The organism is Rhodococcus sp. WB1 (assembly GCF_001700945.1).
Taxonomy (GTDB): Bacteria; Actinomycetota; Actinomycetes; order Mycobacteriales; family Mycobacteriaceae; genus Rhodococcus; species Rhodococcus aetherivorans.
In genome coordinates, this window is sequence record NZ_CP015529.1 from 3460233 (window position 1) to 3484692 (window position 24460).

Genomic DNA, 24460 nt, shown 5'->3' on the forward strand with positions numbered 1-24460 from the left:
GATACCTCACAGGAAGATGCTGATGCTGGGGGCGAGGATCGTGGTCTGCTCGAGGACGATCCGGCGCTCGCGGATCTTGAAGGGCAGGGTGCCGGTGTGGTGGCGCAGCACATCGAAGCGCTCACCGACGAACCAGTCCTGGTGCCGCTCGAGCCGGCTGCGGTAGACCCAGAAGTTGCACACCACGTCGAGATCGCCGTCCTCGCGGTGCGCGACACGGACATTGGTCAGCAACCGCCGGGTGCGCGACGGGGGCTCCTCCGACCACGACAGGCCCGAGGTCAGCCGTCGGACCCTGCCCCGCAGGAAGGGGAAGTCGTCGTCGATGAACGCGCCCTCGTCCGGGCCGGAGATCTCGGCGTCGCGTTCCCGGAACGTGCGGGTCATGCGGGTGGGCGCCCAGTAGTGCACGTCCTCCCCGAAGAACTCGAGCCATTCGTGGTAGCGGTGGTTGTCGAGGTGTTCCGCCTCGGCATACAGGAACTGTTCGACCGCGTGCTGCAGATGCACGTCGGCGCGCTGGACGGCCGCGGGCAGCCCGTCGGCGCTGCGGGTGTCGGTGGTCATCGGTTCTCTCCTGCGTGTTCGGAGCGCTTGGCCTCGTCGGCTCGGCGGAGGATTTCGTCCCACGGCAGGCCGTCGACGAGATCCAGCCACCGCTGGTAGAACCCGCGGGCGGCGGTTTCGCTGTAGACATCGTTGGACAGGCCGGGAAGACCGTGACTGTCGCGTTCCTCGAATCCCATCCCCATCTGGACGTTGAACTCGGTGCTGCGCGACTTCCAGCCTCGCAGCACTTGCTGCACCTCGGTCCAGTTCTCGCCGTCATCGGTCTCGAAGACCCCGGCCGGGCTGAAGGAGCGCTGGGTGCCCCGCCGCATTCCCGCCTTGGCCTCCGGCGAGGCATCCTTCGGCACGAACGTCCATGCCCACACCTCGATCTGTCCGGGACCGCGCGGATGCCACACGCGCATCGTGTTTACAGGTCCGAGCCAGGAGAAGTTCGGGAAGATCAGATTGTGCCCCGAGACCTTCACGGCGCGGTCGGCGCCGATCCGCCGGAAGACTTCGTCGCGGTTGGCTGTCTGCCAGGCGCTGTACTCGGGGCCTGCGTGCAGGTCGGGGCCGAATTCGGGGAGCCAGAAGCTCCCCGATCCGTGGCCGTCACCGGCGAACTGCCGGCCCGGTGCGTCAGGCGGTGGGTTGAGCAGACCGTGGAAGGCCGGATCCTCGTGCAGGGCCAGCATCGCCGACGAATGCGAGATCGCGACGTGGTACATGTCGCTGGCGAACTGCTCCGCCGGCAGCTTCCAGTTGCAGTCGATGACCCACTTCGCGGCGCCCTTGACGAACTCGATGCCGTTGTCCCATCGATCGATGGTCGCGTCGAAGTAGTACGCCATCTCGCCCAGATACTCGACGAAGTCCGGGACCTCGTCCGACCAGGTGCCGAAGTGGAACCCCCGGTAGCTCGCGATGCGGGGGACCTTCGTGGCGCCCCAGGAGGATTTGTCGATCCGGTCACGGTATCCGCGTTGCTGCTGCGGCACGTTGATGAGGTTGCCCTCGAGGTCGTACGACCAGCCGTGGTAGGTGCACGTGAACGCGCGACTCGTGCCCTCGTCCGATCGGCAGATACGCATTCCCCGATGCCGGCACTGATTGAGGAACGCCTTCACCGAGCCGTCTCGCTGGCGCACGACCAGAACCGGATCCTCACCCATGTACGTCTGGACGAACGACCCGGGCTTCGGCAACTGACTGTCGTGCGCGAGGAAGAGCCAGGTCCGGCCGAACACCCGCTCGAGCTCCAGTTCGTAGATGCCCGGGTCGGTGTAGATGGTGGGATTGAGTAGGCCGTGAGCGGGGTCGACCAGCGCATGGATGTCACTCATCGTCGGCCCCCACTGCCACGGCGCTGGGGACGTCGGCAAGGACCTGATGGCCCCACGTGCTGGCCGACCGGTAGTGGCCGACGGTCCACGAGTCGTCGTCCACGAGTCTGCCGTTCCATCCGTACTCGATCGCGAACCCGGACGGTGTGGACAGATAGAACGAGGTCATCGCGTCGTTGGTGTGTTCCCCGAGGGCGCGGACGACCTGTCCTGGCGTCTCCATCGCCAGATCGAGTGCCCGGCCGACGGAGTCGAGGCGGCTGAGCTCGAGCATCACATGGCCGATCCCCGGTTCGAAGCCCGGGATGGCGGCGAGCGCCACCGTGTGGTGACGCGGATTGCAGTGCAAGAAGACTGCATTGGTCGGGCCGAAGGCGATGGTGTCGCTGGGGCGGAAGCCCAGCATCGACTGGTAGAACTCGGCGGATCGCTGCGCGTCGGATGCGAAGAGGAACACATGCCCGAGGCCGAGATCGCCGGTGACGAAGTCGATTCCCCGCGGCGACACGAACGGGGTGTGGTCGTGCGGATGGCCGTACACGACCTCGATCGGGTTGCCGTCGGGGTCAGCGAAGGCGATGAGCCGCTGCACATGCCGTGCACGTGCCAGATCGGCATCCTCCGAGACCGGGACCGAGTTCGCGACCAGGCGGCGGGCGAGCGCGTCGAGGTCCTCGCTGGTCCGCGTCTCGAACCCGAGGGCGAGCAGGGCGTCCGCCCCGGGGGGACCGTCCTCGACCGTCAGCCGGTACTCACGCTCGTCGAACCGGAAGCGGGCCTCGGTGGGGTCGTCGGACGATACGAGTTGGGCTCCGACGATTCGGGTGCCGAACTCCCTCCACTCGTCGACGGGGCCGCGCACACGCAGGTATGCAAGAGCCTTCACAGTGCTCACGGGATTTCCTTTCGTTGACATCTCAGATCCGGCCGCGCAGGAACAGCGTGCTGAGCTGGACGAACCGATCGGCCTGTTCGATCTGCGCCCAATGACCGCAGTGCGGCATGACATGCAGGCGCGCGTTGGGGATTCGCCGGGCGAGCCATTCGCTGCTCTCGGCGGGGACCACCGAGTCCTCGCGGCCGTGGACCAGCAGGACGTCATTGCGGATCCGCCGCAGCGACGTCTCCGGGACACGTAGGCCCGGAAGCCCGGGACCGGATTGCGGAAGCCCGAAGGTGAGGAGATGGGATCGACGCACGTCCGGACGCAGCGCCGTCTCGAGCCGGTCCCGGGCGATCGAGTCGATCTCGTCGCCGAACAGGTCCGGATCGTGGAGCATGTACGAAATCAGCTGCTTCATGCTCTCGAGCGTGGGGTCGTTGTAGAACTCGATGAGCTTGAGCAATTCCCCGGTCGGGGCGGGGTTGCCGCCGCCACCGGCCCCCATTCCGATGACCTTCCCGATCCGGTCCGGGGCGACGGTCAGCATGTTCAGGGCGACGACCCCACCCAGCGAGTTCCCCACGAGGTGCACGCTGTCGAGGCCGAGGGCGTCGACCAGCGCCAGGTTGCTCAGTACGAGCTGCCGCACACGTCCGCTCGGGGGGAGCTCGGCCGGGTGACTCGAGTCGCCCCAGCCCACCTGGTCGATCACAAGACAGTCGTAGTCGTCCGCGAAGGCGGAAACGGTCGCGGCATAGTTCGACAACCCGGTGGCACCGGGCCCCGATCCGTGCAGGAACAGAATCGTCTCCCCGGTGCGCGGGCCGGCTCTGTTGAGCCGGATGCGGAAACCGCCGGCTTCGACGTCCGAAGTCTCCATTGTTGTCGTCATCGTCATCCTCTCTACGTCCGGGTGTGCCAGATTTCACCCCGGGCCGGGGCTAGCGGGACCACGCCACGGGGCACCTGAAACGCCCGGCCCGGGCGAATCCGGTTATGGAATAGATTCAGGTCGCGTCTGTTTCGGGATCACCCGGTGACGTCGATGTCGCGCCGGGCGTCCGGGCTCCTCAGTTGGCGGACCAGCCTGCGCAGGTCGGTACCGGCGAACCGCAGAGTCTCGTCCGGAACTGCAATCCTGTTTTCCGCCAGGATTTTTGCCGATCGGACATCGCGCGGCTCGTCCAGGGCGGCTGCGGCGGCAACGCGCCCGTCGCGCACCCAGAAGGCCACGAATCCGGGTTCGGTGGACGAGTCACGGACAATCACGCGGTCGCCGGGCCGCCCGCGCCCGTACATCTGCAGCGTGTGCTGGTACTGGTGCGACCAGAAGTAGGGGATTTCACGGTTGACGGTCGCGTTGCCCGCCATCGACGCTCCGACGGCTGCACCGTGCCGGCGGGCCACGTCCCAGTGCTCGATCCGACCCCGGTGACCGAGGTGCGGGTTGACGTGCGCGGCGATGTCTCCGGCCGCCCAGATCCAGGGGTCGCTGCTGCGGCCCAGGTCGTCGACGGTGATGCCGTCGGCGCAGGCTACTCCCGCCTGTCTCGCGAGACCGTCGTTGGGGACGACACCGCACCCGACGACGACGGTGGCCGCGTCGAGACGTTCGCCGGTCGACAGCCGCACCGACTCCACTGCGCGCGAGCCCGCGAACGCGTCGACCGTACGGCGCGTCAGGATGCGCACCCCCCGTTCCGTGTGCAGCCGGCAGATGCGCCGGGCGATCTCCGGGCCGACGGCCGCCAGAAGGGGGAGCTCGCCGAGTTCGACGACGGTGACGTCGATTCCGCGGTCCACCGCGGCCGCAGCGACCTCGAGGCCGACGAACCCTCCACCCACGACGACGAGCGGCCCACCCGCCCTCAGCCGGGCGGACAAGGCCGCGGCGTCGGCCGCATCTCGCAGCGTGAGGATGTTTCCGAGGGCGGCCCCGGGGACGTCCAACCGCCGTGCCGCCACGCCGGTGGTGAGCAGCAACCGGTCCGCGACAAGCTCTTCCCCGTCGGATGTGTCGATGCGCCGGTCCGACGGTCGAAGCCGGCACACCCCGACACCGAGGCGCAACTCGATGTCCAGGCGCCGGTACTCCGTCTCGGCCACTATCTCCCGCAGCCTGCGGTCGGAGAGGTACTCCTTCGACAGTGGCGGGCGTTCGTAGGGTGTGTGAGGGTCGGCGTCGACGACGGTGATTCGACCGGCGAATCCGTTGTCTCTCATCGCCGACGCCGCGGCCAGGCCGGCGGCGCCGGCGCCGACGACGACGTGGTGCTTGTTTCGGGTCAAGGTGCCATCTCCTTCACGGAGCGGTTGGGAGGTGCCCCACTCCGCAGGCATGTTGTACGGATCACAGTAGGTTCGCGTGGACACCGCCGTCCATCGACTGTTCCGTGCGCCGGAACTCCGACCGAGACGGTCCTGTGAAGTGTGATGCGGCCCAGCGTTTCTCTCATCTGCGGACCCGAATCGGCACGGCGAATCCGCCGGAGCACGGCCGTGGTCGAGCGTATGCTCACCGCCATGCCTGTCGAACGATCCGGGCGCGCTCAGTACACCGACATCCTGACTGCTCTTCGAGACATCGTCGCGGCCGACAGTGCCGACGACGTGGTGCGCGCGGCACTCACCTCGGCGCGCGCCACCGCGCGTGCCGACGCGGCGTTCTGGATGGACGCCCGCGAGGACGGTCTCCACATGGTGGCCGGGTCGGGTCTGAGTCAGCCCGAAGTCCATGCCCTGAGCCACATACCGCCCGACCGGGGGCTCGGAGGCGAGGTGCTGCGCAGCGGCGGACCGGTGTCGACACCCGACTACAGCGCGGACCCCCGGGCGATCCCCCGGATGCGGCAGCTGCTGGAACGAGAGGGACTGGTCTCGGCGGCGGCGGTGCCGGTGAGCGGAGCCGCACACGTCGACTCGGTGCTGTATGTGGTGTCGCGCGCACGCCGCCCCGTCGAGTCGGAGGAGCTGCGCGCGCTGGCCGGTCTCGCGTCGATGGCCGGGGAGCTGCGCGAGCGGGCCGTGGAACGAGCACGCGCCGCGCAGGACCTGCGGACACTCGAGGACGACCGCGAGCGGTCCCGCGCCGAGCGGGAGCTGTATCTGGCCACGGCCGAATCGATGCTCTCCGGTGCCGGCCTCGACCACTGTCTCGAACTCGCAGGCGACGCGTGGGGCGCATCGGTGCACCTCGAGGGGCCGAACGGCCGCCCGCCGCGGCCGGGCAACCCGACCGTCGACCGAAGCCGCACGACGGGGTGCGTGCGGCAGTTCCGCGTCCCCGGAACGGACAACGCAATGCTGACCCTGCGCGGGGCCGCCGCCACCGGGGACGACTCGGTGCGCGTGCTGGCGGCTCTCGTCGGGATGGACCTCGCGCGGCACCGTGCCGCCCTCGAAACCGAGATCCGCCTCACCGATCACTTGGTGCGGAGCCTGCTGGACGGGTCGAAGGACGAGCTGCGCCGGCTGTGGCATCGGGCTCTGCTGGTCGGGCTCGATCTCGGCGTCCCTCGGGCGGTCGTCGCCGTGGGAGGTGACCGGCACGTGGATCGGGCACTGCTCGACACCCTGGGCCGGCGGGTGCGGACTCGGGTCCCCGACGCGCAGCTGACCACGTTCGAGGGCGACGCGTTCGTGCTGTGGCCTGTGCGCGGCGACGCGGAATCGAGCGTCCTCGCAACGCACCTCGCTGCGATCGTCGAGGAGTGCCGCCCACACGCGCTCGGCGCCGGCATCGGTCCGGTCTGTCGCCGGGCCGAGGACTATCCCGCGGCCGTGCGCGAGGCCCGCTTCGCGCTGCGCGTCGGTGTCCACGGACGACGCGAACGCGCCGTCGTCACCGTCGAGTCTCTCGGAATGTACCGCCTCTTCGCGCACGTCGGCGGAGTCGACGCGCTGGCGGCCGCGGCGGAGGAATCGTTGGCTCCGGTGCTGCGCGCCGACATCCGCGACGGCTCCGATCTGCTTCACACGCTGCAGACGTATCTGGAGAAGGACCGGCGAGCGGCCGAAACGGCCCGTGCACTGCACGTTCACGTCAACACGTTGCGCTACCGCATCGAACGCGTCGGCAAGCTGCTCCGCGTCGATCTCGACGACCCGGATGCTCGCTTCTTCCTGCTGCTGGCGCTGCGGTTGAGCACCGTCGTGGGACGCCGGGACGGCCGCTGACGCGGGCCGCGCGACCGCGCTCCTACGGGCCGGCGCCGCGATCGGCGCCCTGGGCGACGATGTCGGCGCGCAACAACCGGTAGAGGGCGCCGATCTTGCGTTCGAGGTACGCCGCGTCCCCCCCCGGACTCGATGACGGCGCCGCGCACGAACGTCACGCTGGTCAGGGCGAGTTCGACCGCGAGCGCGCGCGGGTCCACCACACCGGCCTCTTGCGCGAACGGCTCGATGACGTCCACCAGCTGGTCGCGGGCATAGCCGGTGGCCTTCGCCACCACAGCGGCGAGTTCCGGGTCGGCCGCCCCGTGCCACACGATGTCCGCCTCGAGCTGGAAGTACGAGATGTGTTCGGCTATGGTTGCGGCCGCAGCCGACCAGTACGCGCGCATCGCCTCCTCGGTGGATCCGGAAATATTCACCGCCCGAGGAAGATTGGCGAAGAACCTCCGGCTTCCCCGCTCGATCACCGCGGCGAGCAGGCCGGACTTGCTCTTGAAGTGGTGATAGATCGATCCGACGGGAAGCCCCGATGCACGCCGGATGTCCGCGATGGAGGTCCGGTGGTAGCCCTGAGCCGCCATCAACTCCTCCGCGACGTTCATCAGGTGATCGCGACTGTTCTGTGAAATTGCCTCCGCGCCGGCCATGGATCCGGTCCCCACCTCCCTCGACTCGTCTAGACAGATACGTAACGCGCCCCGAGCGACCGGCCGATCGCGGCCGACGCCTCCCGCAACGGCGAGACGAGTTGCTCTCCGGTGCCGTACCCGCTCGGAAACGCCACGGAGATCGCCGCGACCGCATCGTCGCCCACCAGGACGGGAACCCCTACGCACGCCAGGCCTTTCGCAGATTCCTCGCGATCGAGCGCGTACCCGGAGATGCGGACGCGCTCGAGACACGTGTGCAGGTCGTCCGGACGCACGATCGTGCTGGGTGTGCGCGGGACGAGGACGCGAGATCGCGACGGCGCGGGGCCGAGGGGTGTGTGTGCGAGCAGAGCCTTGCCGACCGCCGTGGCATGAGCCGGCAGCCTGCCACCCACCGAGGCCGGGGTCGACGTTGCACTACCGGTCATCTTCGCCAGATAGACCACGTCGTTTCCGCGCAGGACTGCAAGGTTCACGGTCTGCCTGGTGGCCCGGTGGATTCGTTCGAGGAACGGCAGCGCAGCGTCACGGAGTTCGAGCTCGGCGGAGCAGAGTCCCACCGAGAACAACCGCAGTCCCACCTGATACCGGTCGTCGATACGCTCGACGGCGCCCACCTCCTGCAGCATCGCGAGGAGACGGTGCGTCGTGGACTTGGGCAACCCGCTTCCGCGCGCGAGTTCGCTCAGCGTCATGGACCGTCGGGACTGAGTGAATACACCCAGGATCTCGAATGCCCGCCCGAGCAACGATGCGGTAGCCGCACGATCGTCCGGCGCCGAAACACTGCGGCATTCCAGTCCGGGACGAGGATCTCCTGCCATAACGCCTCCAAGCTGGCTAGAACGATCGTTCCAATGAGGCTATCCACCGACCGGCACCCTGTCAACGAATCACGCCCGTCGCACCGCCTGCGCCCCTCGGGGTCGCGTCCACGTGCCCACCGCCTCGAGTCGATGCCCACAACACCCGGCCCGATCGCTGGACGAGTCATCCATTGAGCACCGATCCGGGTCCGGCCACAGTCGAAGCCATGACATCCGAATCCCCCTCTCCCCCGGACCCGACCTCGGCGCCACGAATTCAGGTTGTGGTCGTCGGCGCCGGCCCCGTCGGACTCGTGGCGGCCCTCGCCGCGCACTCACACGGCCTCCGGACGACAATCCTCGAGGCTGAGGACAGCAACCGGCTCCGACCCGGAAGCCGCGCGACCTACCTCTACCGCGAGACGCTGGACCAGCTCGACGCATTCTCCCCCGGCCTGGGCGCGCGGCTCGCCCACGAGGGCGTGACCTGGCCGCGTATCCGTTCGACGTACCACGGCCGCACCGTGTACGAACGGACCTTTCCGCGCGCGCCCCACGGCGCGTTCGGCGCCAGCATCTCGCAGCGGCTGCAGGAGCGGGCGATGCTCGAGCACGTCGAGAAGGCCGGGATTCCGATCCGGTGGAGCAGTCGGGTCGGCAGCGTATCGTCCACCGAGAACGGGGTCACCGTCCACCTCGTGGACGGCAGCACGATCGACGCAGACTACGTCGTAGCCGCCGACGGTGCGCACTCCGCGGTACGCACGTCGCTGGGAATCGGCATGGAGGGTCCGCGGTCCGACGCGTCCTTCGTCATCGTGGACGTCGACGAGGTTGCCGACGACCCGCTGCCCCTCGTGCGGGAGTTCCACTACCGGCACCCGGCGGTCGAAGGACGCAATGTTCTCGTCCTGCCCTTCCAGGGCGGGTGGCGCCTCGACCTCCAGGCACGCCGAGACGACGACGTCGAGGCCCTCCAGTCGGCCGACGGCACCGCCGCCTGGGTCGCGGCCATCCTCGGCGAACGCTACCGCGATCGCATCGCGTGGGTCTCGCGCTATCGATTCCACCGCGCGGTCGCCGCTCGATTCACGGACCCGCACAACCGGGTGTTCCTCGCGGGTGAAGCGGCGCACCTGTTCGCACCGTTCGGCGGCGGACGCGGATTGAACTCCGGAGTGCGCGACGCGCAAGCCGCGATCGAGGCGTTCGCCGCCGCAGCTCGCGACGGCGGGGACGCCGCCGCCCGGGAACAGGTCGGCGCGGCGGGCGAGACACGCCGCCGTGCAGGGCATTTCAACGCCGATGCCGCCGGTGGCGCGCTCGCCCAGATGGAGGCGAACACCGTGTTCGACCGTGCCGCGCAATGGGGTGCGGCGTTCGCCGCGCGCTGGTGGACCCGACCGGGAATGTGGCTGGACAGCCGGGTGACATCCGGTTCCGCCGAGCGCTTCTCGCCGTCCACCCGATTCTGACCATCACCGCACGCCGAGGACCATCATGATCGATCAACCTCATCCCAGCCCCGGCACCTCGAACACCAGCCTCTGGGACGTGTTCGCCCGCCGCGCCGCCGCCCACCCCGATCGCGAGGCCGTCGTGCACGGTTCGTTCCGCTGCACCTACGGCGAACTGCGGGAACAGGCCGAACGCACCGCCGCCGGTCTCGAAGCGCTGGGGGTGTGCCCCGGCGACCGGGTCGGCATGCTCTCGTACCCGCGCCCCGAAGTCGTCGCCGTCTATCTCGCGTGCGCCCGGTTGGGCGCCCTCTTCCTCGGGATCGGAACGCGGGTGAACGAGAAGGAACTGGACTACATCCTCACGGACGCCACGCCCTCCGTCCTTGTCACCGTGGAACGATTCGAGGGCACGCAGTTCGGTGCCCTCGTCGATCGGGCCGCGGAACGCCACGACATTCGTGCCGTCGTTCGTCTCGGTGACGAGCCAGGCGGGCCAGTGCCCTTCGAGGCGGTTCCCGCACGATCCGTCGCGCGGCCCGTCGATCCCGACGCCCCGCTGTCGATCGTCTACACGTCCGGGACGACGGGGGACCCGAAGGGCGCCGTCGTGACCCATCGCGGCATCCTCACCTTCTCCGCGCTCCTGCGCCACACTCCCGTCGAGGCGCCACGCATCCTGTCGCTCATGCCGATCGACCACATCGGTGGTCAGGGCAACGAAGTCGTGTCCGCCATTCTGTCCGGCGGCACCCTCGTCCAGCTGCCGCGCTTCGAGGCCGGCGCCGCACTCGACGCGATCGAGCAGGAGAAGGTCACCCTCTGGCAGGGAGTCATCCAAACCATGCTCAACAGGCTCATGGCACACGATCGGTTCAAGACCGCGGACCTCGGCTCGCTCGAGCGGTTGTGGTGGGTCGGTCCGTTGCCGGTGAGCCTGGCGGAACGGCTCGCCGCCCGGATCCCCGTCGTCGGCGCCTCCTACGGCATGACGGAGATCGGGTGCATCACCATGACCGATCGGGACATCACCCCTGCGGAGGCGACCCGCACCGTCGGCAAGCCGCTCGACGACATCGAAATCCGGATCGAACCGATCCCGGGGCACCGCCCCGGCGAACCCGGCGAGATCCTCGTACGACGCAACCCGTTGATGCAAGGGTATTGGGGAAAGCCCGACAAGACCGCCGAAGCGATCACGCCGACGGGATGGCTCCGCACCGGCGATCTCGGATACTTCGAGGACTCGGGAAACCTTGTCCTGGCCGGTCGTTCGAAACTGCTCATCCGCTCGGGCGGCTACAACATCTCACCGATGGAGATCGAGCAGGCCGTCGAAAACCACCCCGGCATCCAGCTCGCCGCCGTGGCCGCCGTGCCGGATCCCGACCTCGGCGAGGCCGCCCACATGCTTGCGGTCCCGGCCCGCGGGCACGCCCCGACCGAGGAAGAAGTGAAGAGGTTCCTTCGCGAGCGCCTCAGCTCGTACAAGATCCCCAAGAGCGTGCGGTTCTGCGACCAGCTCCCGTTCCTGGCCAACTCCAAGCTCGACCGCCGGGGCGTGCAACAGATGCTCGACCCGAGATCCGACAGCCCCGCACCCGTCCCGTCCCAGGAGGAACGATGATCGTCTTCGGCAGCACCGCCGATCTCACCCAGCACGTCGGCACACATCTGGGCTCCAGTCCGTGGGTGACGCTGGACCACCGGCACATCCGCGGATTCGGTGAGGCCACACACGACTTCAACTGGATCCACTTCGACACCGAGCGCGCCGCGGCGTCCCCGTTCGGATCGATCATCGCGCACGGCTACCACACGTTGGCGCTGATCGGCGGGCTCATCCAGCAGACCATCGATACGTCCTTCTGCTCCCTCGGACTCAACTACGGTCTCAACAGAGTTCGTTTTCCGGCCGCGGTTCCGGTCGACACGCGGGTACGGCTGGACCTGCACCTGGCCGACACCGTGCCGTTCGACGGCGGCGTCGACGCCGTCTACCGGTGCGTCATCGAGATCGAGGACGGCGACAAGCCCGCCTGCGTCGCCGAGGTGATCTTCCGCTACTACGACTGATACCCGCCGCCCGTCACCCCTGCCTTCGGAGAACCCATGCCTGTCTTTCACGACGGTCTCGCCGAGACCGCTCCTCCCCGTGGCCCGGTCGTCGAAACCGACGTCGCCATCGTCGGGTCCGGCCCCGCCGGCGCCTCCGCCGCACTGTTCCTGTCCACGCTCGGCATCGACAACATCATGATCACCAAGTACCGGTGGACCGCCAATACGCCACGCGCTCACATCACCAATCAGCGGACGATGGAGATCTTCCGCGACGTGGGCATCGAGCAGCAGGTCCTTGCGGAGGCGTCCCCCCACGCCATCATGGGTGACACCGTGTTCTGCACCGCCCTGGCGGGCGAGGAACTCGGGCGGATCCTGGCGTGGGGTACCCACCCCGCACGCGAGGCCGACTACGTGCTCGCCTCGCCGTCCCTCAACTGCGACATTCCGCAGACGCATCTCGAACCGATCCTCGTGAAGAACGCCACGGTCCGCGGTACGCAGACGCGGTTCTCGACCGAGTACCTCTCGCATTCCGAGGTCGCCGATGGGGTCACCGTCCGTGTTCTCGATCGGCTCGACGGCCGCGAATTCGACATCCGGGCCAAGTATCTGATCGGGGCGGACGGCGCCCGCTCCACGATCGCAGCCTCCCTCGACCTGCCGTTCGAGGGCCGGATGGACATTGCCGGTTCGATGAACATCACGTTCCGTGCCGACCTCACCGACCTCGTCGCGCACCGCCCCTCGGTGCTGTACTGGGTGGTGCAGCCCGGCTCGGATGTCGGCGGCATCGGCGCCGGACTCGTCCGCATGGTGCGCCCGTGGAACGAGTGGCTCGCGGTGTGGGGCTACGACATCGAGCTGCCGCCACCGGAGATGAACGACGATCACGCCCGGGAGATCGTCCGCACCATGATCGGTCGCGACGACATCGACGTGGAGATCACGGGCTACTCGCTGTGGGGCAACAACGAGATGTACGCCACGCACATGCAGTCGCACCGGGTCTTCATCGCCGGCGACGCGGCCCACCGTCACCCGCCGAGCAACGGCCTGGGCTCCAACACCTCCATCCAGGACTCCTACAACCTCGCCTGGAAGATTGCCGCCGTGCTGGAAGGACGCGCCGGTCCGGGACTACTCGAGACCTACTCGGTCGAACGTGTCCCTGTTGCCGAGCAGATCGTCAGGCGCGCCAACAAGTCCAGTCGGGAGTTCGTGGGAATCTTCGAAGCCCTCGGCACAACTCGGGTGACGACGGTCGAACACATGCAGGCCGAACTCGCCGAACTCCGGGCCGACACACCCGAAGGTGCCACCAAGAGGCAGGCGCTCGCGGCGGCGATGGAGCTCAAGAACTACGAATTCAACGCTCTCGGCGTCGAGCTGGGGCAGAACTACGCCGGCTCCACCGCGGTGGCCGGGGACGGGAGCGTCCTGCCCGCCCCCGCGCGGGATCCGGAACTCTACTACGAGCCGCACACGTATCCCGGTGTGCGCCTGCCGCATTGCTGGGTAGGCAGTTCGACGAGCAAGATGTCCACGCACGATCTGGCGAAGTACACGCAGTTCACTCTCTTCACCGGCAAGACCGGCCGGGCGTGGGCCGGCGCGGCGGCGAAGGTCTCGGAGGAACTCGGCGTCGAGGTGGTCCCGATCGTGATCGGAGCCGGCGAGCAGGTACAGGACCTGTACTTCGACTGGAACAGGCTGCGGGAGGTGGCGGAGGACGGTGCGGTCCTGGTCCGGCCGGACACCCACATCGGATGGCGAGCACACCGTGTGGCGGACGACCCGGTGGCCGCACTGCGCGACGCCATGCTCCGAATCCTGCACCGGCAGGCGTGACCGATGGGACTGTCGTTCACCCATGAGTCCCTTCCGCAGCGCGTGGTGTTCGGGGCCGGAGGCGCACGCCGCCACCTCGCGGCCGAGATCGATCGGCTCGGCGCCGCGCGGGTCATGCTCGTGGCATCGGCGGCGGAAGATGCCCTCGCCGACCGCATCGCCGGGGACCTGCCGGTGGTTTACCGCTGGTCGGAGGTCCATCCGCACGTCCCCGTCGAGGTTGCGCGACGAGCACGGCGGGCCGCAATCGACGCCGAGGCCGACGCCCTCGTCAGTATCGGCGGAGGATCGGCCGTCGGCCTGGCCAAGGCCGTCGCGATGACCACCGGCCTACCGATCGTGGCCGTGCCGACGACCTACGCCGGTTCGGAAGCGACCAACGTGTGGGGGCTGACCGAGAAGGGGGTGAAGACCACCGGCGCCGACAACGCGGTCCTTCCGGCCTCGGTGATCTACGACTCCGAGCTGACCGTCGGCCTGCCGGTCGATCTCAGTGTGGCCAGCGGCCTGAACGCGCTCGCCCACTGCATCGACTCGCTGTGGGCCCCGCGCGCCGATCCGATCAATGCCGCGCTCTGCCTCGAGGGCACCCGTGCCCTCGCCACCGGCCTGCCGGAGGTTGTCGCGGACCCCGGCGGCATCGACGGCCGCGACCGCTGCCTGTACGGCGCGTACCTCGCTGCCGTGGGGTTCGCGTCGGCCGGCGCGGGCATGCACCACCAGATCTGCCACGTCCTCGGTGGCGCGTACGGTCTGCCGCATGCGCAGACCCACGCCGTCGTGCTGCCCTACGTGCTGGCCTTCAACGCCGCGTCGCTCCCCACGCTCGGCCGGCGCCTCGCCGTCGCGCTGGGATCCCCGACCCCGACGGATCCCGACGCGGCCTCCGCAGCGCTCGACGAACTACGGCGGCGCTCGAACGCTCCGACGTCTCTCGCCGAGCTGGGGATGCGCGAGGCGGATCTTCCCGACGCGGTGCGGCGCTGCCTTGCCGCCGTTCCCGATACCAATCCCACACCCGTCACGCCGCGGAACCTGACCGAGCTGCTGTACGCGGCGTGGTCGGGGCGGCAGACCCGGAGGACTCCGTGAACACCCCATCCGATCACACTCACGAGCCGTTCCACCCGACCGCCCGCCCACTCGACGCGGTGCCCTCCGTATCGCCCGAACAGGCACGACGCGAGCAGGACCTCGTCGACCGGGTCGTCGCGTCGTTCGACAACACCGGTTCGCCGCGCCTGCGTCAGCTCATGCAGGCGCTCGTCCAGCATCTGCACACATTCGTGCGCGAGGTACGGCTCACCGAGCAGGAATGGAGTACCGCCGTCGGTTTTCTCACCGAGTGCGGACACATCACCGACGACAAACGCCAGGAGTTCGTCCTCCTCTCGGACGTCCTCGGTGTCTCGATGCAGACCATCGCCGTCAACAACGAGGCCATCGGCGACGCCACCGCGTCGACCGTGTTCGGGCCGTTCTTCGTCGACGGGTCACCGCGCATCGAGACCGACGGCGACCTGACGTTCGGCGCGAAGGGCCAACCGTGCCGAGTGCAGGGCACCGTCCGCGACCTCACAGGCCGGCCTGTGCCGGGCGCGCGCCTCGAGGTGTGGGAGGCCGACGAGGATGGACTGTACGACGTGCAGTACCGCGACGAGCGCGTCGCGGCTCGCGCTCACCTGTTCACCGGCGACGACGGCCGGTACAGCTTCTGGGGACTGACCCCCACCCCCTACCCGATTCCGCACGACGGTCCGGTCGGGCGGCTGCTCGAAGCCGCCGGGCGGTCACCGATACGCGCGTCCCACCTGCACTTCATGGTGTCCGCGCCGGGACTTCGAACGCTCGTCACCCATATCTTCGTCGACGGCTGCGACTACCTCGACCGCGACAGCGTGTTCGGTGTCGAGGACTCGCTCGTCAAGGACTTCGTCCAGCACTCGGCCCAGGAGACTCCGCCGGACGGACACGACCTCGCGGGGCGCAGCTGGGCGAGCGTCGATTTCGACATCGTGCTGGCGCCCGCCGAGTAGGCCGGCCGTGGCGACGCCGGTACCGACCGTCCGAGTTTGTGCGGCGCGCGCCTAGACGCGGACGGTGACGTCCGGGTTCTCGGGGATGCGGATTCCGGCCTCGGCGAGACGCTGGGCCGCGTCCTCCGCGGTGGACGGCCGGCCGGTGGTGATGTAGCTGCCGGTCGGCACCACGGAGTGGACGATGGTGTCCGGGTAGACGTGCACGAGGTTGAAGCCCTGGGCACCGTCGTGGCCGCGCTGGCACCCGGCCGGAACGTTGAGGTCCTGGGTGTAGCACGTCGAGGAGGCCACGGAGACGGGGATGTCGGCGAAGGTCGCGGTCGTGGTGTAGTGCAGGTGCCCGGCGAGGATGGTGCGCACGTCGGTGCCGCGCAGCACCTCGGCGAGGCCGGCCTGGTCGCGCAGCTCGACGAGCACGGCCTGGTCGAACACGCTGGGCACCGGCGGGTGGTGCATGGCGAGGATGGTGCCGAAGCGCGCCGACGTCTCGAGTTCCTGCGCCAGCCAGTTCAGCTGTTCCTGCGAGATCTCGCCGTGGTGGAAGCCTGGCACCGAGGTGTCGAGGGTGATGATGCGCAGGCCGTTGACGTCGTATACGCGGTCGATCGGGCCGGTGGACGGCGCCTGATCCAGCAGCAGTTCGCGGAAGGTGGCGCGGTCGTCGTGGTTGCCCATGGCCCACACGATCTGCGCGCCGAGTGCCTGCGCGACGGGCTCGACGAGGCCGCGCAGCTTCGAGTAGGCGTCGGGCTGGCCGCGGTCGGCGAGGTCGCCGGTGAACACGAGCGCGTCCGGCTGTACCTGGGACGCGCGGATATCGGCGAGAATCTGCCGCACCCGGGCGTCGGCGTCGACCGTCCCGTAGAGCAGTTCGTCTCCGCCGACCAGGTGGGTGTCGGTGATGTGCAGCAGGGTGTGCGAGGGCCTCGGGTATTCGGCTATTCGCTCGGCCCCACGAGGGCTGCCCATGATCTCTCACTTCCGTTCGCCGACGTGCTCAGGCGCACACGTCGAGTATGACCATAGTCGAACGGGTTCGGGTTGCCCTTGGGCACCCCGGAGTCGACGCGACGGCGAACAGGGCGGAAACCTCGGGTGCCGTCAGGCGAGGTGCGCCCCCAACGGCGTGGATTCCGGCTGGTCGAGGCGCCAGAACATGCCGCCGTCGCACGATTCGACGTCACCGCTGAGGTAGCTGGCGACGGCGACGGCGGCGGTGGTCGGATCGGGAAACCGCCGGCCCTCCATCGGACCGGCCGTGATCTCGAGGACGCCGGTGGCGGGGTCGAACCGCCCCTTGACCCGGTAGCCGTCCCAGTCGGCGAGCACCGGCAGCCGCGGGTCCTCGGCGACCTCGGGTTCGGCCGCCCCGCGTGCCTTGCCCGAGGCGCTCGCCTTGCGCGCGCGGTTGCGGGCGAGCCGCTCCTGCTCGGCCTCGGCCGCGTCGTCGTCGGTGTAGCGGGTGGTGTCCTTGGCCGGCGTCAGGCCGAGCAGGTCCCAGCGGTCCTTGCCGTGGGCGACGCTGCTGAGCGGGATGGCGTGGCTTCCGGTGCGGGTCCGGCCGCGCGCATCGGCCATCCAGATGTCGACCTCGGCGGCGATCCCCGCCGCGACCTCGTCGGACGGAAGCACGAAGTACGTCACCGGGGTGCTCCCCAGGTCCACGAAGACCCAGAACTGCGAGCCCGTGTCGTCGGCGTCCGGCAGGGCGTCCTGCCGTCGCGCCTGCCAGTCCCCGTCGATCTTGGCGCGGACGCGCACGATGCAGCTGTCCCCGTCGACGCCCCACACCTGGACCGGGTTGCGCGGCAGGTGCTCGAGCCGCTCGGCGCGGCCCCCGCGCTGGATGACCTCGGAAATGAAGGCTTGGATGCCTCGACCGGCCGTATCTTGCACTCGACTGCGTCCATTTCTGTGCTGCGCCCCGTACGCATCGGTGAGCTGTGTTGCGACGGGTCCAACGCGGCACGACTCGAGTTTCTGTACTCCAGAGTACGGGCAGGGGTTCGGCGGTGGCCGGACGAGTCGGCCTTCGGTGGGTCGGACCGGGTGCCGCGACGATGTCCGCCCCGCGCCGACGAGGGGTAATTTTGCTGCCATGAGCACGTCCTGGCAGGACCCGAAGGCTGTGAACCTGATGCTCGACGACTGCGACACCTGGGCGGTGGTCGGGCTGTCCGGCAATCCCGGCCGGACCGCGTATCGGATCGCGCGCCTGTTGCAGGAGCGCGGCAAGCGGATCGTCCCCATTCATCCGAACGCGCCGACGGTGCTCGGCGAGCAGGGCTACGCGTCCCTCGCCGACGTCCCGTTCCCCGTCGAGGTGGTCGACGTGTTCCGCCGGTCGGAGTCGGCGGGCGAGTTCGCCGACCAGGCCGTCGCGATCGGCGCGAAGGGCGTGTGGTTCCAGCTCGGCGTGATCGACGAGGACGCGTTCCGGCGCACCACCGAGCAGGGCGTGGCGATGGTGATGGACGCGTGCCCGGCGATCGAGTGGGGCAGGCGGCGCGGCTGAGCCCGCTGCCGCGCCGCGGCGTCGCCCTCGCTGACCGGCCGACCCGCCGGCGACGGCCGGCCGCCGTGCCGATCGAGCGGAGGGATCAGGACGCCAGGATCCGGGCCTTCTCGGCCTCGAACTCGGCCTCGGTGAGCACGCCTTGTGTTTTCAGCTCGGCGAGGTCCTTCAATGCGGCGATCCGGTCCGTCCCTCCCGGCGCCGCCGGGGCGGCCGGCGTCGGGGCAGGTTCGGGCGGGTACTGCGCATCGCGGTCGTATGGAGCCTGCTCCTGCGCCGCCCAGCGCCGGCCCTGCCGCCGGGACACCCGGTTGGACACGGCGGTGGCGGTTCCGGCCACCACGGCGGTACGGGCGACTCCGCGAAGCAGTCCGGGCATGGTGCACTCCTCGGGTACTCGAATGGCATGTCGATTCGAATTACTTTGCTCTACTTCAGCTTTCAGATCCAAGGGCGTCCAGAGACGACAGGATGCTCTGCACCGGGATGCGGCCCGACGCGACGAGCTGGGCGCCGTTGCGACGCAGTGCCCGCGCGAAGGGCGCGGCCCAGGTGTTCTCGTAGACCAGGACGGCTGCCGAGCAGCCCGGCTCGAGCGCGGCTCCGGCTTCGGCGAAATCAGTGTCGTCGAGCAGACCCGAGGCGGCCTCCGCGAACAGGGTCACGTCGAACTCGCCCTCGAGCCCGACCTCGGCGATGTCGATCCCGGCGACGGAGCCGTCGGGGTCCTTGCGGACGAACGCCAGGTCCAGCACCCGGATGATGCCGCGCTCGACGAGGTCGCGCAGGAGCGGTAGCGCCGACCCGTCGGGAGGGCGATCGGCAGGAAACTCGATGACGAGATAGTCGACCGGACCCATCTCGTCGATATCGGAATCGGTCACCAGGAGCCTCGTTTCAGCGACGGAACCAGTGTTCGGCGGGCGCACCACCCACCACCTGTTCGACGATAGTCCGCGCGCGGCAACCCGCATCGGTTTTTGCACATGCGGCATCGGGACACCGACCCGCCCCCGGCGCATGCCGGTCTCGTGACCGCTTCGAAACGGGAAAAAGGCCCGAAGCCACTGCAGAGAAACAGAGCCGAAGCGCACACTGGGCGAGACCAATCCCGCCTCGGAAGGGGAGCATCATGTCTCAGAACGTGCGTGCCGATCAGGAAGGCATGTCCGTCAAACAGGGCATCGCCGCGGGGACGTCGATCGGGGCCGCGGTCATCATGGCCACGATCGGCATCCTGCAGTTCTTCCAAGGGATTGCGGCGGTGGCCGAGGACGAGGTGTTCGTCCAGGGCCAGGAGTACACCTTCAAATTCGACCTGACCACCTGGGGGTGGGTCCATATCGTCTTCGGTGTGGTGATGGTGGTCGTGGGCATCGCCCTGATCAGCGGCGCGACGTGGGCACGAGTGTCGGCAATTGTCATCGCTGCGCTGTCGATCCTCGCGAACTTCCTGTGGCTCCCGTACTACCCGTGGTGGTCGATCCTGATCATCGCGCTCGACGTGGTGGTGATCTGGGCGATCTCGACCTGGAACCCGCGAGCCGACTACTACTGACCAGGCCGAGGAGGAGATCCGGACCTTCGTTCCCCTGCTGATCGAGAAGTCGGCCTGGCGCGAAATCGGGAATGCTTCTCGCTCGTCCCGGACCGGTCGCACATAGGCGGACAGCGATGACACAACAGGGAACCGGCGCCCAGGACGATTCGGCGCCGGGCGCGCCCGACACGGCGAACACCGGTGCAGGTCTTCCCGGCTCCGGAGCTCGCGCCGCGACCGTCGAGGCCGCGGAAGGAGACGACGAGAGCCGGTCGCCCGAGACCGGGGGCCGCCGGAAGCTGCTGTACGTCACCCTTCCGGGGTGCTGGGGCGCACTGATCTTCGCGTGCCTGTCGTTCACGCCGTCGCTGCTACCACGCGGAGGCCTGCTCCAGGGCATGATCTGTGGCATCACTGCCGCGATCGGCTACGGGTTGGGGGTGTTCGCGGCGTTCGTGTGGCGCGCATTCGCCGACCGAGGCCCTCGACGTCCGCGGCGCGGCTCCTGGCTGGTCTTCCTCGTCGCCGCGGCGGTGCTGTTCGTCGGCTCCTTCGCCGTCGGTCAGTACTGGCAGCACGAGATCCGCGGGTTGATGGGGGTCACCGAGTACAACGTCGCGCTCGTGGTCCTCTCCCCCGTCGTGGCTGCAGTGATGTTCGGTCTCCTCCTGGCGGTCGGGCGCGGCGTCCGGGGCTTGTATCGCTGGCTGGCCGCTCTGCTCAACCGGTGGATCGGACATCGCGCGGCGACCGTGGTCGGGTGGCTCGCGGTCGCCTGGCTCGTCTATGCGGTCGTGTCGGGTGTGCTGCTCGGTGGCCTCGTCGGTGTCGCCAACTCGGCGTTCTCGGTGCGGGACACCATGACCCCGGAGGGCATACAGCAGCCCACGACCGGCCTGCGTTCGGGCGGACCGGGATCGGTGGTGCCGTGGGAGTCGTTGGGGTGGCAGGGGCGCAGCTTCATCGGCTCCGGCCCCTCCACGGAGGAGCTCACACAGTTCGCCCAACGCCCGGCCCTGGAGCCGATCCGGGCCTATGCCGGACTGGCGTCGGCCGACGACTCCGAATCCCGGGCGGCGTCGGCGGTCGAGGACCTCAGCCGTGCCGGAGGTTTCCAGCGGGGGAACCTGCTGGTGATCACCACCACGGGAAGCGGGTGGGTGGACCCCGCGCTGGTGGATTCGTTCGAGTATCTCACCGGTGGCGACGCGGCGACCGTGGCGCTCCAGTACTCGTACCTGCCGTCGTGGATCTCCTATCTGGTCGATCAATCCAAGGCCCGGCAAGCCGGTCGCGATCTGTTCGACGCGGTCTACGACGTGTGGTCGAAACTGCCACAGGACAACCGCCCCCGGCTGTTCGTCGCCGGAGAGAGCCTCGGCTCGTTCGGCGGCGAGACCGCCTTCAGCGGCGAATACGATCTGCGCAACCGCACCTCGGGGACGCTGTTCGTCGGCCCCCCGAACTTCAACACCCTGTTCCGGGAATTCAGCGATCGGCGTGCCCCGGGCAGCCCGGAGATCGAGCCGGTCTACCAGAACGGGCGCACGGTGCGATTCACCAACGATCCCCGGACGGAGATTCCTCCCGCGGACACGCCCTGGGACGGCAGTCGGGTCCTGTACCTGATGCATCCGTCCGACCCGATCGTCTGGTGGAGCCCGAATCTGATCCTCGGCGAACCGGACTGGATCGGTCAGCCACCCGGACAGGATGTGCTCGAGGAGATGTTCTGGATGCCGTTCGTGACGTTCTGGCAGGTCACCGCGGACCTGCCGTTCTCCACCGGTGTCCCGGGCGGCCACGGCCACAAATACACCTCCGGGTACGTCGACGGGTGGAACGCGGTCATGCAACCGACGGGGATCACCCCCGAGCAACTCACCACCCTCCGGACGATCATCGAAGCCGGCGAGTAGGACAGGAAGGGGCGTTCCGGTGGCGATGATTCGAGTGATGTTCCGGCACCGAATCTTCCGAGACTCGGGGAACCACCTGCTCGTCGACGTCGACGACAGTCCGACCAGGGCGTGGCGGTAGTGATGGACGCGCGCCCGGCCGTCGGGTGCGGCAGGCGGCGCGGCTGACGGCCCTACCGAGCGGCCGGCGAGCGGGCGACGCACCCGGGCACGGCCTCCCGGGGTGCCGCGAGCCGGTAACTGCCGGCGTGGAACAGCAGCGGCTCGTCCTCTCCCCGTTCGTACTCCCGCACCCGGCCGACGAAGATGGTGTGATCGCCCTCCACGTAAGCATTTTCGCGGGTGCACACGAACCGGGCGAGGCATCCGCCGAGCAGCGGCACCCCGCCGGGCCCCTCGTCGACCGGCAGCCCGGCGAACTTGTCCTCGGCGGGCCGGGAGAACCGCTGCGACAGCCCCCGCTGCTCGACCCCCAGCACGTGGACTGCGAAATACTCGGCGGTGCAGAACGTTTCATAGCTGGGCGCCTGGTTGGCGAGGCAGAACAGCAGCAGGGGCGGATCGAGCGACAGGGAGGTCAGCGAGTTCGCGGTGATGCCGGCCCGCCGGGCGCCGGCACCGCGCGCGGTAATGACGGTGACGCCGGTGGCGAACTGGCCGAAGGCGTTGCGCAGGTCGCGGAGATCGAGTCCGTGGGTGGTCATGGCGTCACTCCTGTCCGGCGAGTTCGGCCATGAGCTGATCGGCCCGTTCGGGGCCCATGGCGGTGTAGCCGCCGTCGACGGCGTAGTCGGCTCCGGTGACGAACGACGCCTCGGGCGAGAGCAGGAACCGCACCACGGCAGCCACCTCCGCCGGGTCGCCGGTGCGGCCGAGCAGGTGCAGCGGCGCGGCCACCCGGTCGGCCTTGACGCGGTCCCCGCCGGAGAGCTGGTCGATGGCGTTGGACCAGGTCCAGCCGGGCGAGACGGAGTTGACGCGGATGCCGTCGGCGGCGAGGTCGAGGGCCATGTTGCGGGTGAGCTGGACCATGGCGGCCTTGCTGACGGGGTACGTCCAGCGCCCGGCCTGCGCGACGCGCGCGGAGGTGGAGGTGAAGTTGACGACGGCGGCCCGGTCGGAGCGGCGCAGCCACGGCAGCGCGAGCCCGGTGAGGACGGCGGCGCTGACGACGTTGACGTCGAGGGTGGCGAGCCAGTCGGAGCGGGTGGAGGCGGGCCCGTTGTCGCGGTAGACGCAGGCGAGGTTGACGAGGTGGTCGATGCCGCCGTGACGGTCGGCGATCGCGGCGACGGTGCCGGCGAGGGCTTCGTCGTCGGTGAGGTCGGTGCGGTGGAAGCTCGCCTGCTCGCCCAGCCGGTCGGCGACGGCTCCGCCGGCGGGATCGACGTCGACGATCGCGACGGACCAGCCGTCCTTGGCGAGGGCTTCGGCGACGGCCGCGCCGATCATGGTGGCGCCGCCGGTGACGACGGCAGTGGGGGCGGTGGTGGTCATGGCTGCTCCGGGGTCGTGGGGCGCGGTCCGTCGTCGGCGGGTTCGCCGGTGAGGGCGGCGCGGGTGAGCTCGAGCCGGGATCGGATCCCGAGCTTGCGGTAGGTGGTCTTGAGGTACTGCTTGACGGTGTAGCGGCTGAGGAAGAGCTTCTCGGCGATCTGCTGGTCCTGCAGGCCCGCGACGGCGAGGGCGGCGATCTCGCGTTCGCGGGCGGAGAGCTGCGAGGCGAGGTGGTCGGGTAGCGCGGCGACGCCCGGTGCGGCGGGCAACAGCTCGAGCAGTGCCACGACGCGGCGGGCGCCGCCCCGGTCGGTGACGCAGCTCTGCACCTGCAGGTGCCGGGACACCCCGTCGAGGCGCACGTCCAGGACGAACGTCTGCCGCATGCCGGCGTCGGCGTCGCGGCCGGGCCCGCCGGCTTCGATGAGCCCGGTCAGCCAGAGCGTGGGCTCGCTGATGCCGACCCGGCCGAGCAGGGTCCGCGCGGCGGCGTTGACCTGGCGTTGCCCGGTGGTGAGATCGAGGATGACCGTGGCCTCGCTCGACAGGTCGAGCGCGGCCCACAGGTCGTCCTGCACGGCGCGGGCCGCCTCCCGCCGAGCCACCTCGGTGACCGCGACACCCACGAGCCGGCCCAGGGCGCCGGCGACGGCGATCTCCGCGGGCGACGCCAGCGCGAGCCGGTCGTTGTCGGCGAAGTTGAGGGTGCCGACGACGTGGCCGCGTTCGATGATGGGCGCCTCGAGCACCATCCGCATGTCGTGCAGGCGGGCCACGTCGCGGAAGAACGGGGACTCGGTCCACGTGTTCTCGCTCATCAGCCGGCTGCTGTGGGTGGGGCGGCGGCGTTGCTCGAGCGTGCGCAGCACGGGGTCCTGGTGACGGCCGAGTTCCTCGTACAGCGTCAGGAAGCGTTCGCTGACGCCCTCCGCGGCGGCCAGCGGGGTGCGGCCGGGCGAGTCGCCGAACAGGTAGATGCCGAAGGCACGGGACGGCAGCACCCGCGGGACGAGGTCCATGCACAGGTCCTGGATCGCCTCGACCGTGTCGACGGCGAGGAGGGACTCGGCGACGTCGGCGAGATCGGTCGCGACGGTGCGATCGTCGTCGTCACCGTCGAACGGGAACTCGATGTCCATGGCCCCCTGCACCTCCTCGGCCGCCCGTGCGG

Annotated in this window: 23 protein-coding genes and 1 pseudogene; 10 read left to right on the forward strand and 14 right to left on the reverse strand. The window is 69.2% G+C overall.

The window, feature by feature from the left end:
* Window positions 1–6: 6 nt before the first annotated feature.
* The 5 genes from A4U64_RS15230 to A4U64_RS15250 all read right to left on the reverse strand — a co-directional run bounded on the left by A4U64_RS15230 (window position 7) and on the right by A4U64_RS15250 (window position 5067).
* Window positions 7–567 (reverse strand): aromatic-ring-hydroxylating dioxygenase subunit beta, encoded by a 561-nt coding sequence (locus A4U64_RS15230; RefSeq protein WP_006933066.1) that lies wholly within the window; start codon window positions 565–567, stop codon window positions 7–9.
* A complete protein-coding gene (locus tag A4U64_RS15235) occupies window positions 564–1895 on the reverse strand; it encodes an aromatic ring-hydroxylating oxygenase subunit alpha (protein WP_065922782.1) in 1332 nt (443 codons plus the stop codon). The genes A4U64_RS15230 and A4U64_RS15235 overlap by 4 nt, the downstream gene beginning before the upstream one ends.
* Window positions 1888–2790 (reverse strand): VOC family protein, encoded by a 903-nt coding sequence (locus tag A4U64_RS15240; protein ID WP_232334090.1) that lies wholly within the window; start codon window positions 2788–2790, stop codon window positions 1888–1890. The genes A4U64_RS15235 and A4U64_RS15240 overlap by 8 nt, the downstream gene beginning before the upstream one ends.
* A 22-nt stretch (window positions 2791–2812) precedes the next feature.
* Window positions 2813–3670, reverse strand: a complete 858-nt coding sequence (locus A4U64_RS15245; RefSeq protein ID WP_065923506.1) for an alpha/beta fold hydrolase — start codon at window positions 3668–3670, stop codon at window positions 2813–2815.
* A gap of 137 nt (window positions 3671–3807) precedes the next feature.
* Window positions 3808–5067 (reverse strand): NAD(P)/FAD-dependent oxidoreductase, encoded by a 1260-nt coding sequence (locus A4U64_RS15250; protein WP_050034939.1) that lies wholly within the window; start codon window positions 5065–5067, stop codon window positions 3808–3810.
* A 234-nt stretch (window positions 5068–5301) separates the two neighbouring features.
* Between A4U64_RS15250 and A4U64_RS15255 the strand changes: the two genes are divergently transcribed.
* A complete protein-coding gene (locus A4U64_RS15255) occupies window positions 5302–6954 on the forward strand; it encodes a helix-turn-helix domain-containing protein (RefSeq protein ID WP_050036325.1) in 1653 nt (550 codons plus the stop codon).
* A gap of 524 nt (window positions 6955–7478) precedes the next feature.
* Here A4U64_RS15255 and A4U64_RS29165 read toward each other — a convergent pair.
* Window positions 7479–7601 (reverse strand): annotated as a pseudogene (locus tag A4U64_RS29165) (TetR family transcriptional regulator); the annotation flags it as partial.
* Window positions 7602–7630: 29 nt separating this feature from the next.
* Window positions 7631–8299 carry an IclR family transcriptional regulator gene (locus A4U64_RS15265; protein WP_230304440.1) on the reverse strand — a complete coding sequence of 223 codons (669 nt, stop codon included), beginning with the start codon at window positions 8297–8299 and terminating at the stop codon, window positions 7631–7633.
* A 338-nt stretch (window positions 8300–8637) separates the two neighbouring features.
* Between A4U64_RS15265 and A4U64_RS15270 the strand changes: the two genes are divergently transcribed.
* From A4U64_RS15270 to A4U64_RS15295, 6 genes are read left to right on the forward strand one after another with little or no spacing between them, the layout of a single operon-like run.
* A complete protein-coding gene (locus A4U64_RS15270) occupies window positions 8638–9885 on the forward strand; it encodes an FAD-dependent oxidoreductase (RefSeq protein WP_232334091.1) in 1248 nt (415 codons plus the stop codon).
* A 25-nt stretch (window positions 9886–9910) separates the two neighbouring features.
* Window positions 9911–11494 carry a class I adenylate-forming enzyme family protein gene (locus tag A4U64_RS15275; RefSeq protein ID WP_065922784.1) on the forward strand — a complete coding sequence of 528 codons (1584 nt, stop codon included), beginning with the start codon at window positions 9911–9913 and terminating at the stop codon, window positions 11492–11494.
* Window positions 11491–11943 (forward strand): MaoC family dehydratase, encoded by a 453-nt coding sequence (locus A4U64_RS15280; RefSeq protein ID WP_050034935.1) that lies wholly within the window; start codon window positions 11491–11493, stop codon window positions 11941–11943. The genes A4U64_RS15275 and A4U64_RS15280 overlap by 4 nt, the downstream gene beginning before the upstream one ends.
* A gap of 36 nt (window positions 11944–11979) precedes the next feature.
* Complete coding sequence (locus A4U64_RS15285; protein WP_050034934.1) at window positions 11980–13779, forward strand: FAD-dependent oxidoreductase; 1800 nt, start codon at window positions 11980–11982, stop codon at window positions 13777–13779.
* Window positions 13780–13782: 3 nt separating this feature from the next.
* The gene (locus A4U64_RS15290; RefSeq protein WP_050034933.1) at window positions 13783–14871 is read left to right on the forward strand and encodes a maleylacetate reductase; all 1089 of its coding nucleotides are present in this window, start codon (window positions 13783–13785) and stop codon (window positions 14869–14871) included.
* A complete protein-coding gene (locus A4U64_RS15295; RefSeq protein ID WP_180986988.1) occupies window positions 14868–15815 on the forward strand; it encodes a dioxygenase family protein in 948 nt (315 codons plus the stop codon). Before A4U64_RS15290 ends, A4U64_RS15295 begins: the two co-directional genes overlap by 4 nt.
* Before the next feature lie 51 nt (window positions 15816–15866).
* Here the strand turns inward: A4U64_RS15295 and A4U64_RS15300 are convergent, their stop codons facing one another.
* Window positions 15867–16787: a phosphodiesterase gene (locus A4U64_RS15300; protein ID WP_006933091.1), complete on the reverse strand. Its 921-nt coding sequence runs from the start codon at window positions 16785–16787 to the stop codon at window positions 15867–15869.
* 132 nt (window positions 16788–16919) lie between these two features.
* The gene (locus A4U64_RS15305) at window positions 16920–17714 is read right to left on the reverse strand and encodes a hypothetical protein (RefSeq protein ID WP_029542674.1); all 795 of its coding nucleotides are present in this window, start codon (window positions 17712–17714) and stop codon (window positions 16920–16922) included.
* Between the two features lie 202 nt (window positions 17715–17916).
* Here A4U64_RS15305 and A4U64_RS15310 point away from each other — a divergent pair, with 202 nt between their 5' ends.
* Window positions 17917–18333: a CoA-binding protein gene (locus A4U64_RS15310; protein ID WP_029542672.1), complete on the forward strand. Its 417-nt coding sequence runs from the start codon at window positions 17917–17919 to the stop codon at window positions 18331–18333.
* An 85-nt stretch (window positions 18334–18418) separates the two neighbouring features.
* Here A4U64_RS15310 and A4U64_RS15315 read toward each other — a convergent pair whose 3' ends face one another.
* The gene (locus A4U64_RS15315; RefSeq protein ID WP_029542669.1) at window positions 18419–18712 is read right to left on the reverse strand and encodes an SHOCT domain-containing protein; all 294 of its coding nucleotides are present in this window, start codon (window positions 18710–18712) and stop codon (window positions 18419–18421) included.
* A 55-nt stretch (window positions 18713–18767) separates the two neighbouring features.
* Window positions 18768–19217, reverse strand: a complete 450-nt coding sequence (locus A4U64_RS15320; protein ID WP_029542667.1) for a DUF6325 family protein — start codon at window positions 19215–19217, stop codon at window positions 18768–18770.
* Between the two features lie 248 nt (window positions 19218–19465).
* Here A4U64_RS15320 and A4U64_RS15325 point away from each other — a divergent pair, with 248 nt between their 5' ends.
* Together A4U64_RS15325 and A4U64_RS15330 are read left to right on the forward strand one after the other, a co-directional pair.
* The gene (locus A4U64_RS15325) at window positions 19466–19891 is read left to right on the forward strand and encodes a DUF7144 family membrane protein (protein ID WP_006933103.1); all 426 of its coding nucleotides are present in this window, start codon (window positions 19466–19468) and stop codon (window positions 19889–19891) included.
* Window positions 19892–20007: 116 nt separating this feature from the next.
* Window positions 20008–21792 (forward strand): alpha/beta hydrolase, encoded by a 1785-nt coding sequence (locus A4U64_RS15330; RefSeq protein WP_231385878.1) that lies wholly within the window; start codon window positions 20008–20010, stop codon window positions 21790–21792.
* A gap of 173 nt (window positions 21793–21965) precedes the next feature.
* On the opposite strand, the gene A4U64_RS15335 is transcribed toward A4U64_RS15330, so the two are convergent.
* The 3 genes from A4U64_RS15335 to A4U64_RS15345 are packed head-to-tail and all read right to left on the reverse strand — an operon-like array spanning window position 21966 to window position 24428.
* The gene (locus A4U64_RS15335; protein ID WP_065922785.1) at window positions 21966–22496 is read right to left on the reverse strand and encodes a flavin reductase family protein; all 531 of its coding nucleotides are present in this window, start codon (window positions 22494–22496) and stop codon (window positions 21966–21968) included.
* Window positions 22497–22500: 4 nt separating this feature from the next.
* Entirely contained in the window at window positions 22501–23289 is a 789-nt protein-coding gene (locus A4U64_RS15340; RefSeq protein WP_006933109.1) for an SDR family oxidoreductase, read from the reverse strand.
* A complete protein-coding gene (locus tag A4U64_RS15345) occupies window positions 23286–24428 on the reverse strand; it encodes a LuxR C-terminal-related transcriptional regulator (protein WP_157127588.1) in 1143 nt (380 codons plus the stop codon). The genes A4U64_RS15340 and A4U64_RS15345 overlap by 4 nt, the downstream gene beginning before the upstream one ends.
* Window positions 24429–24460 lie beyond the last annotated feature (32 nt).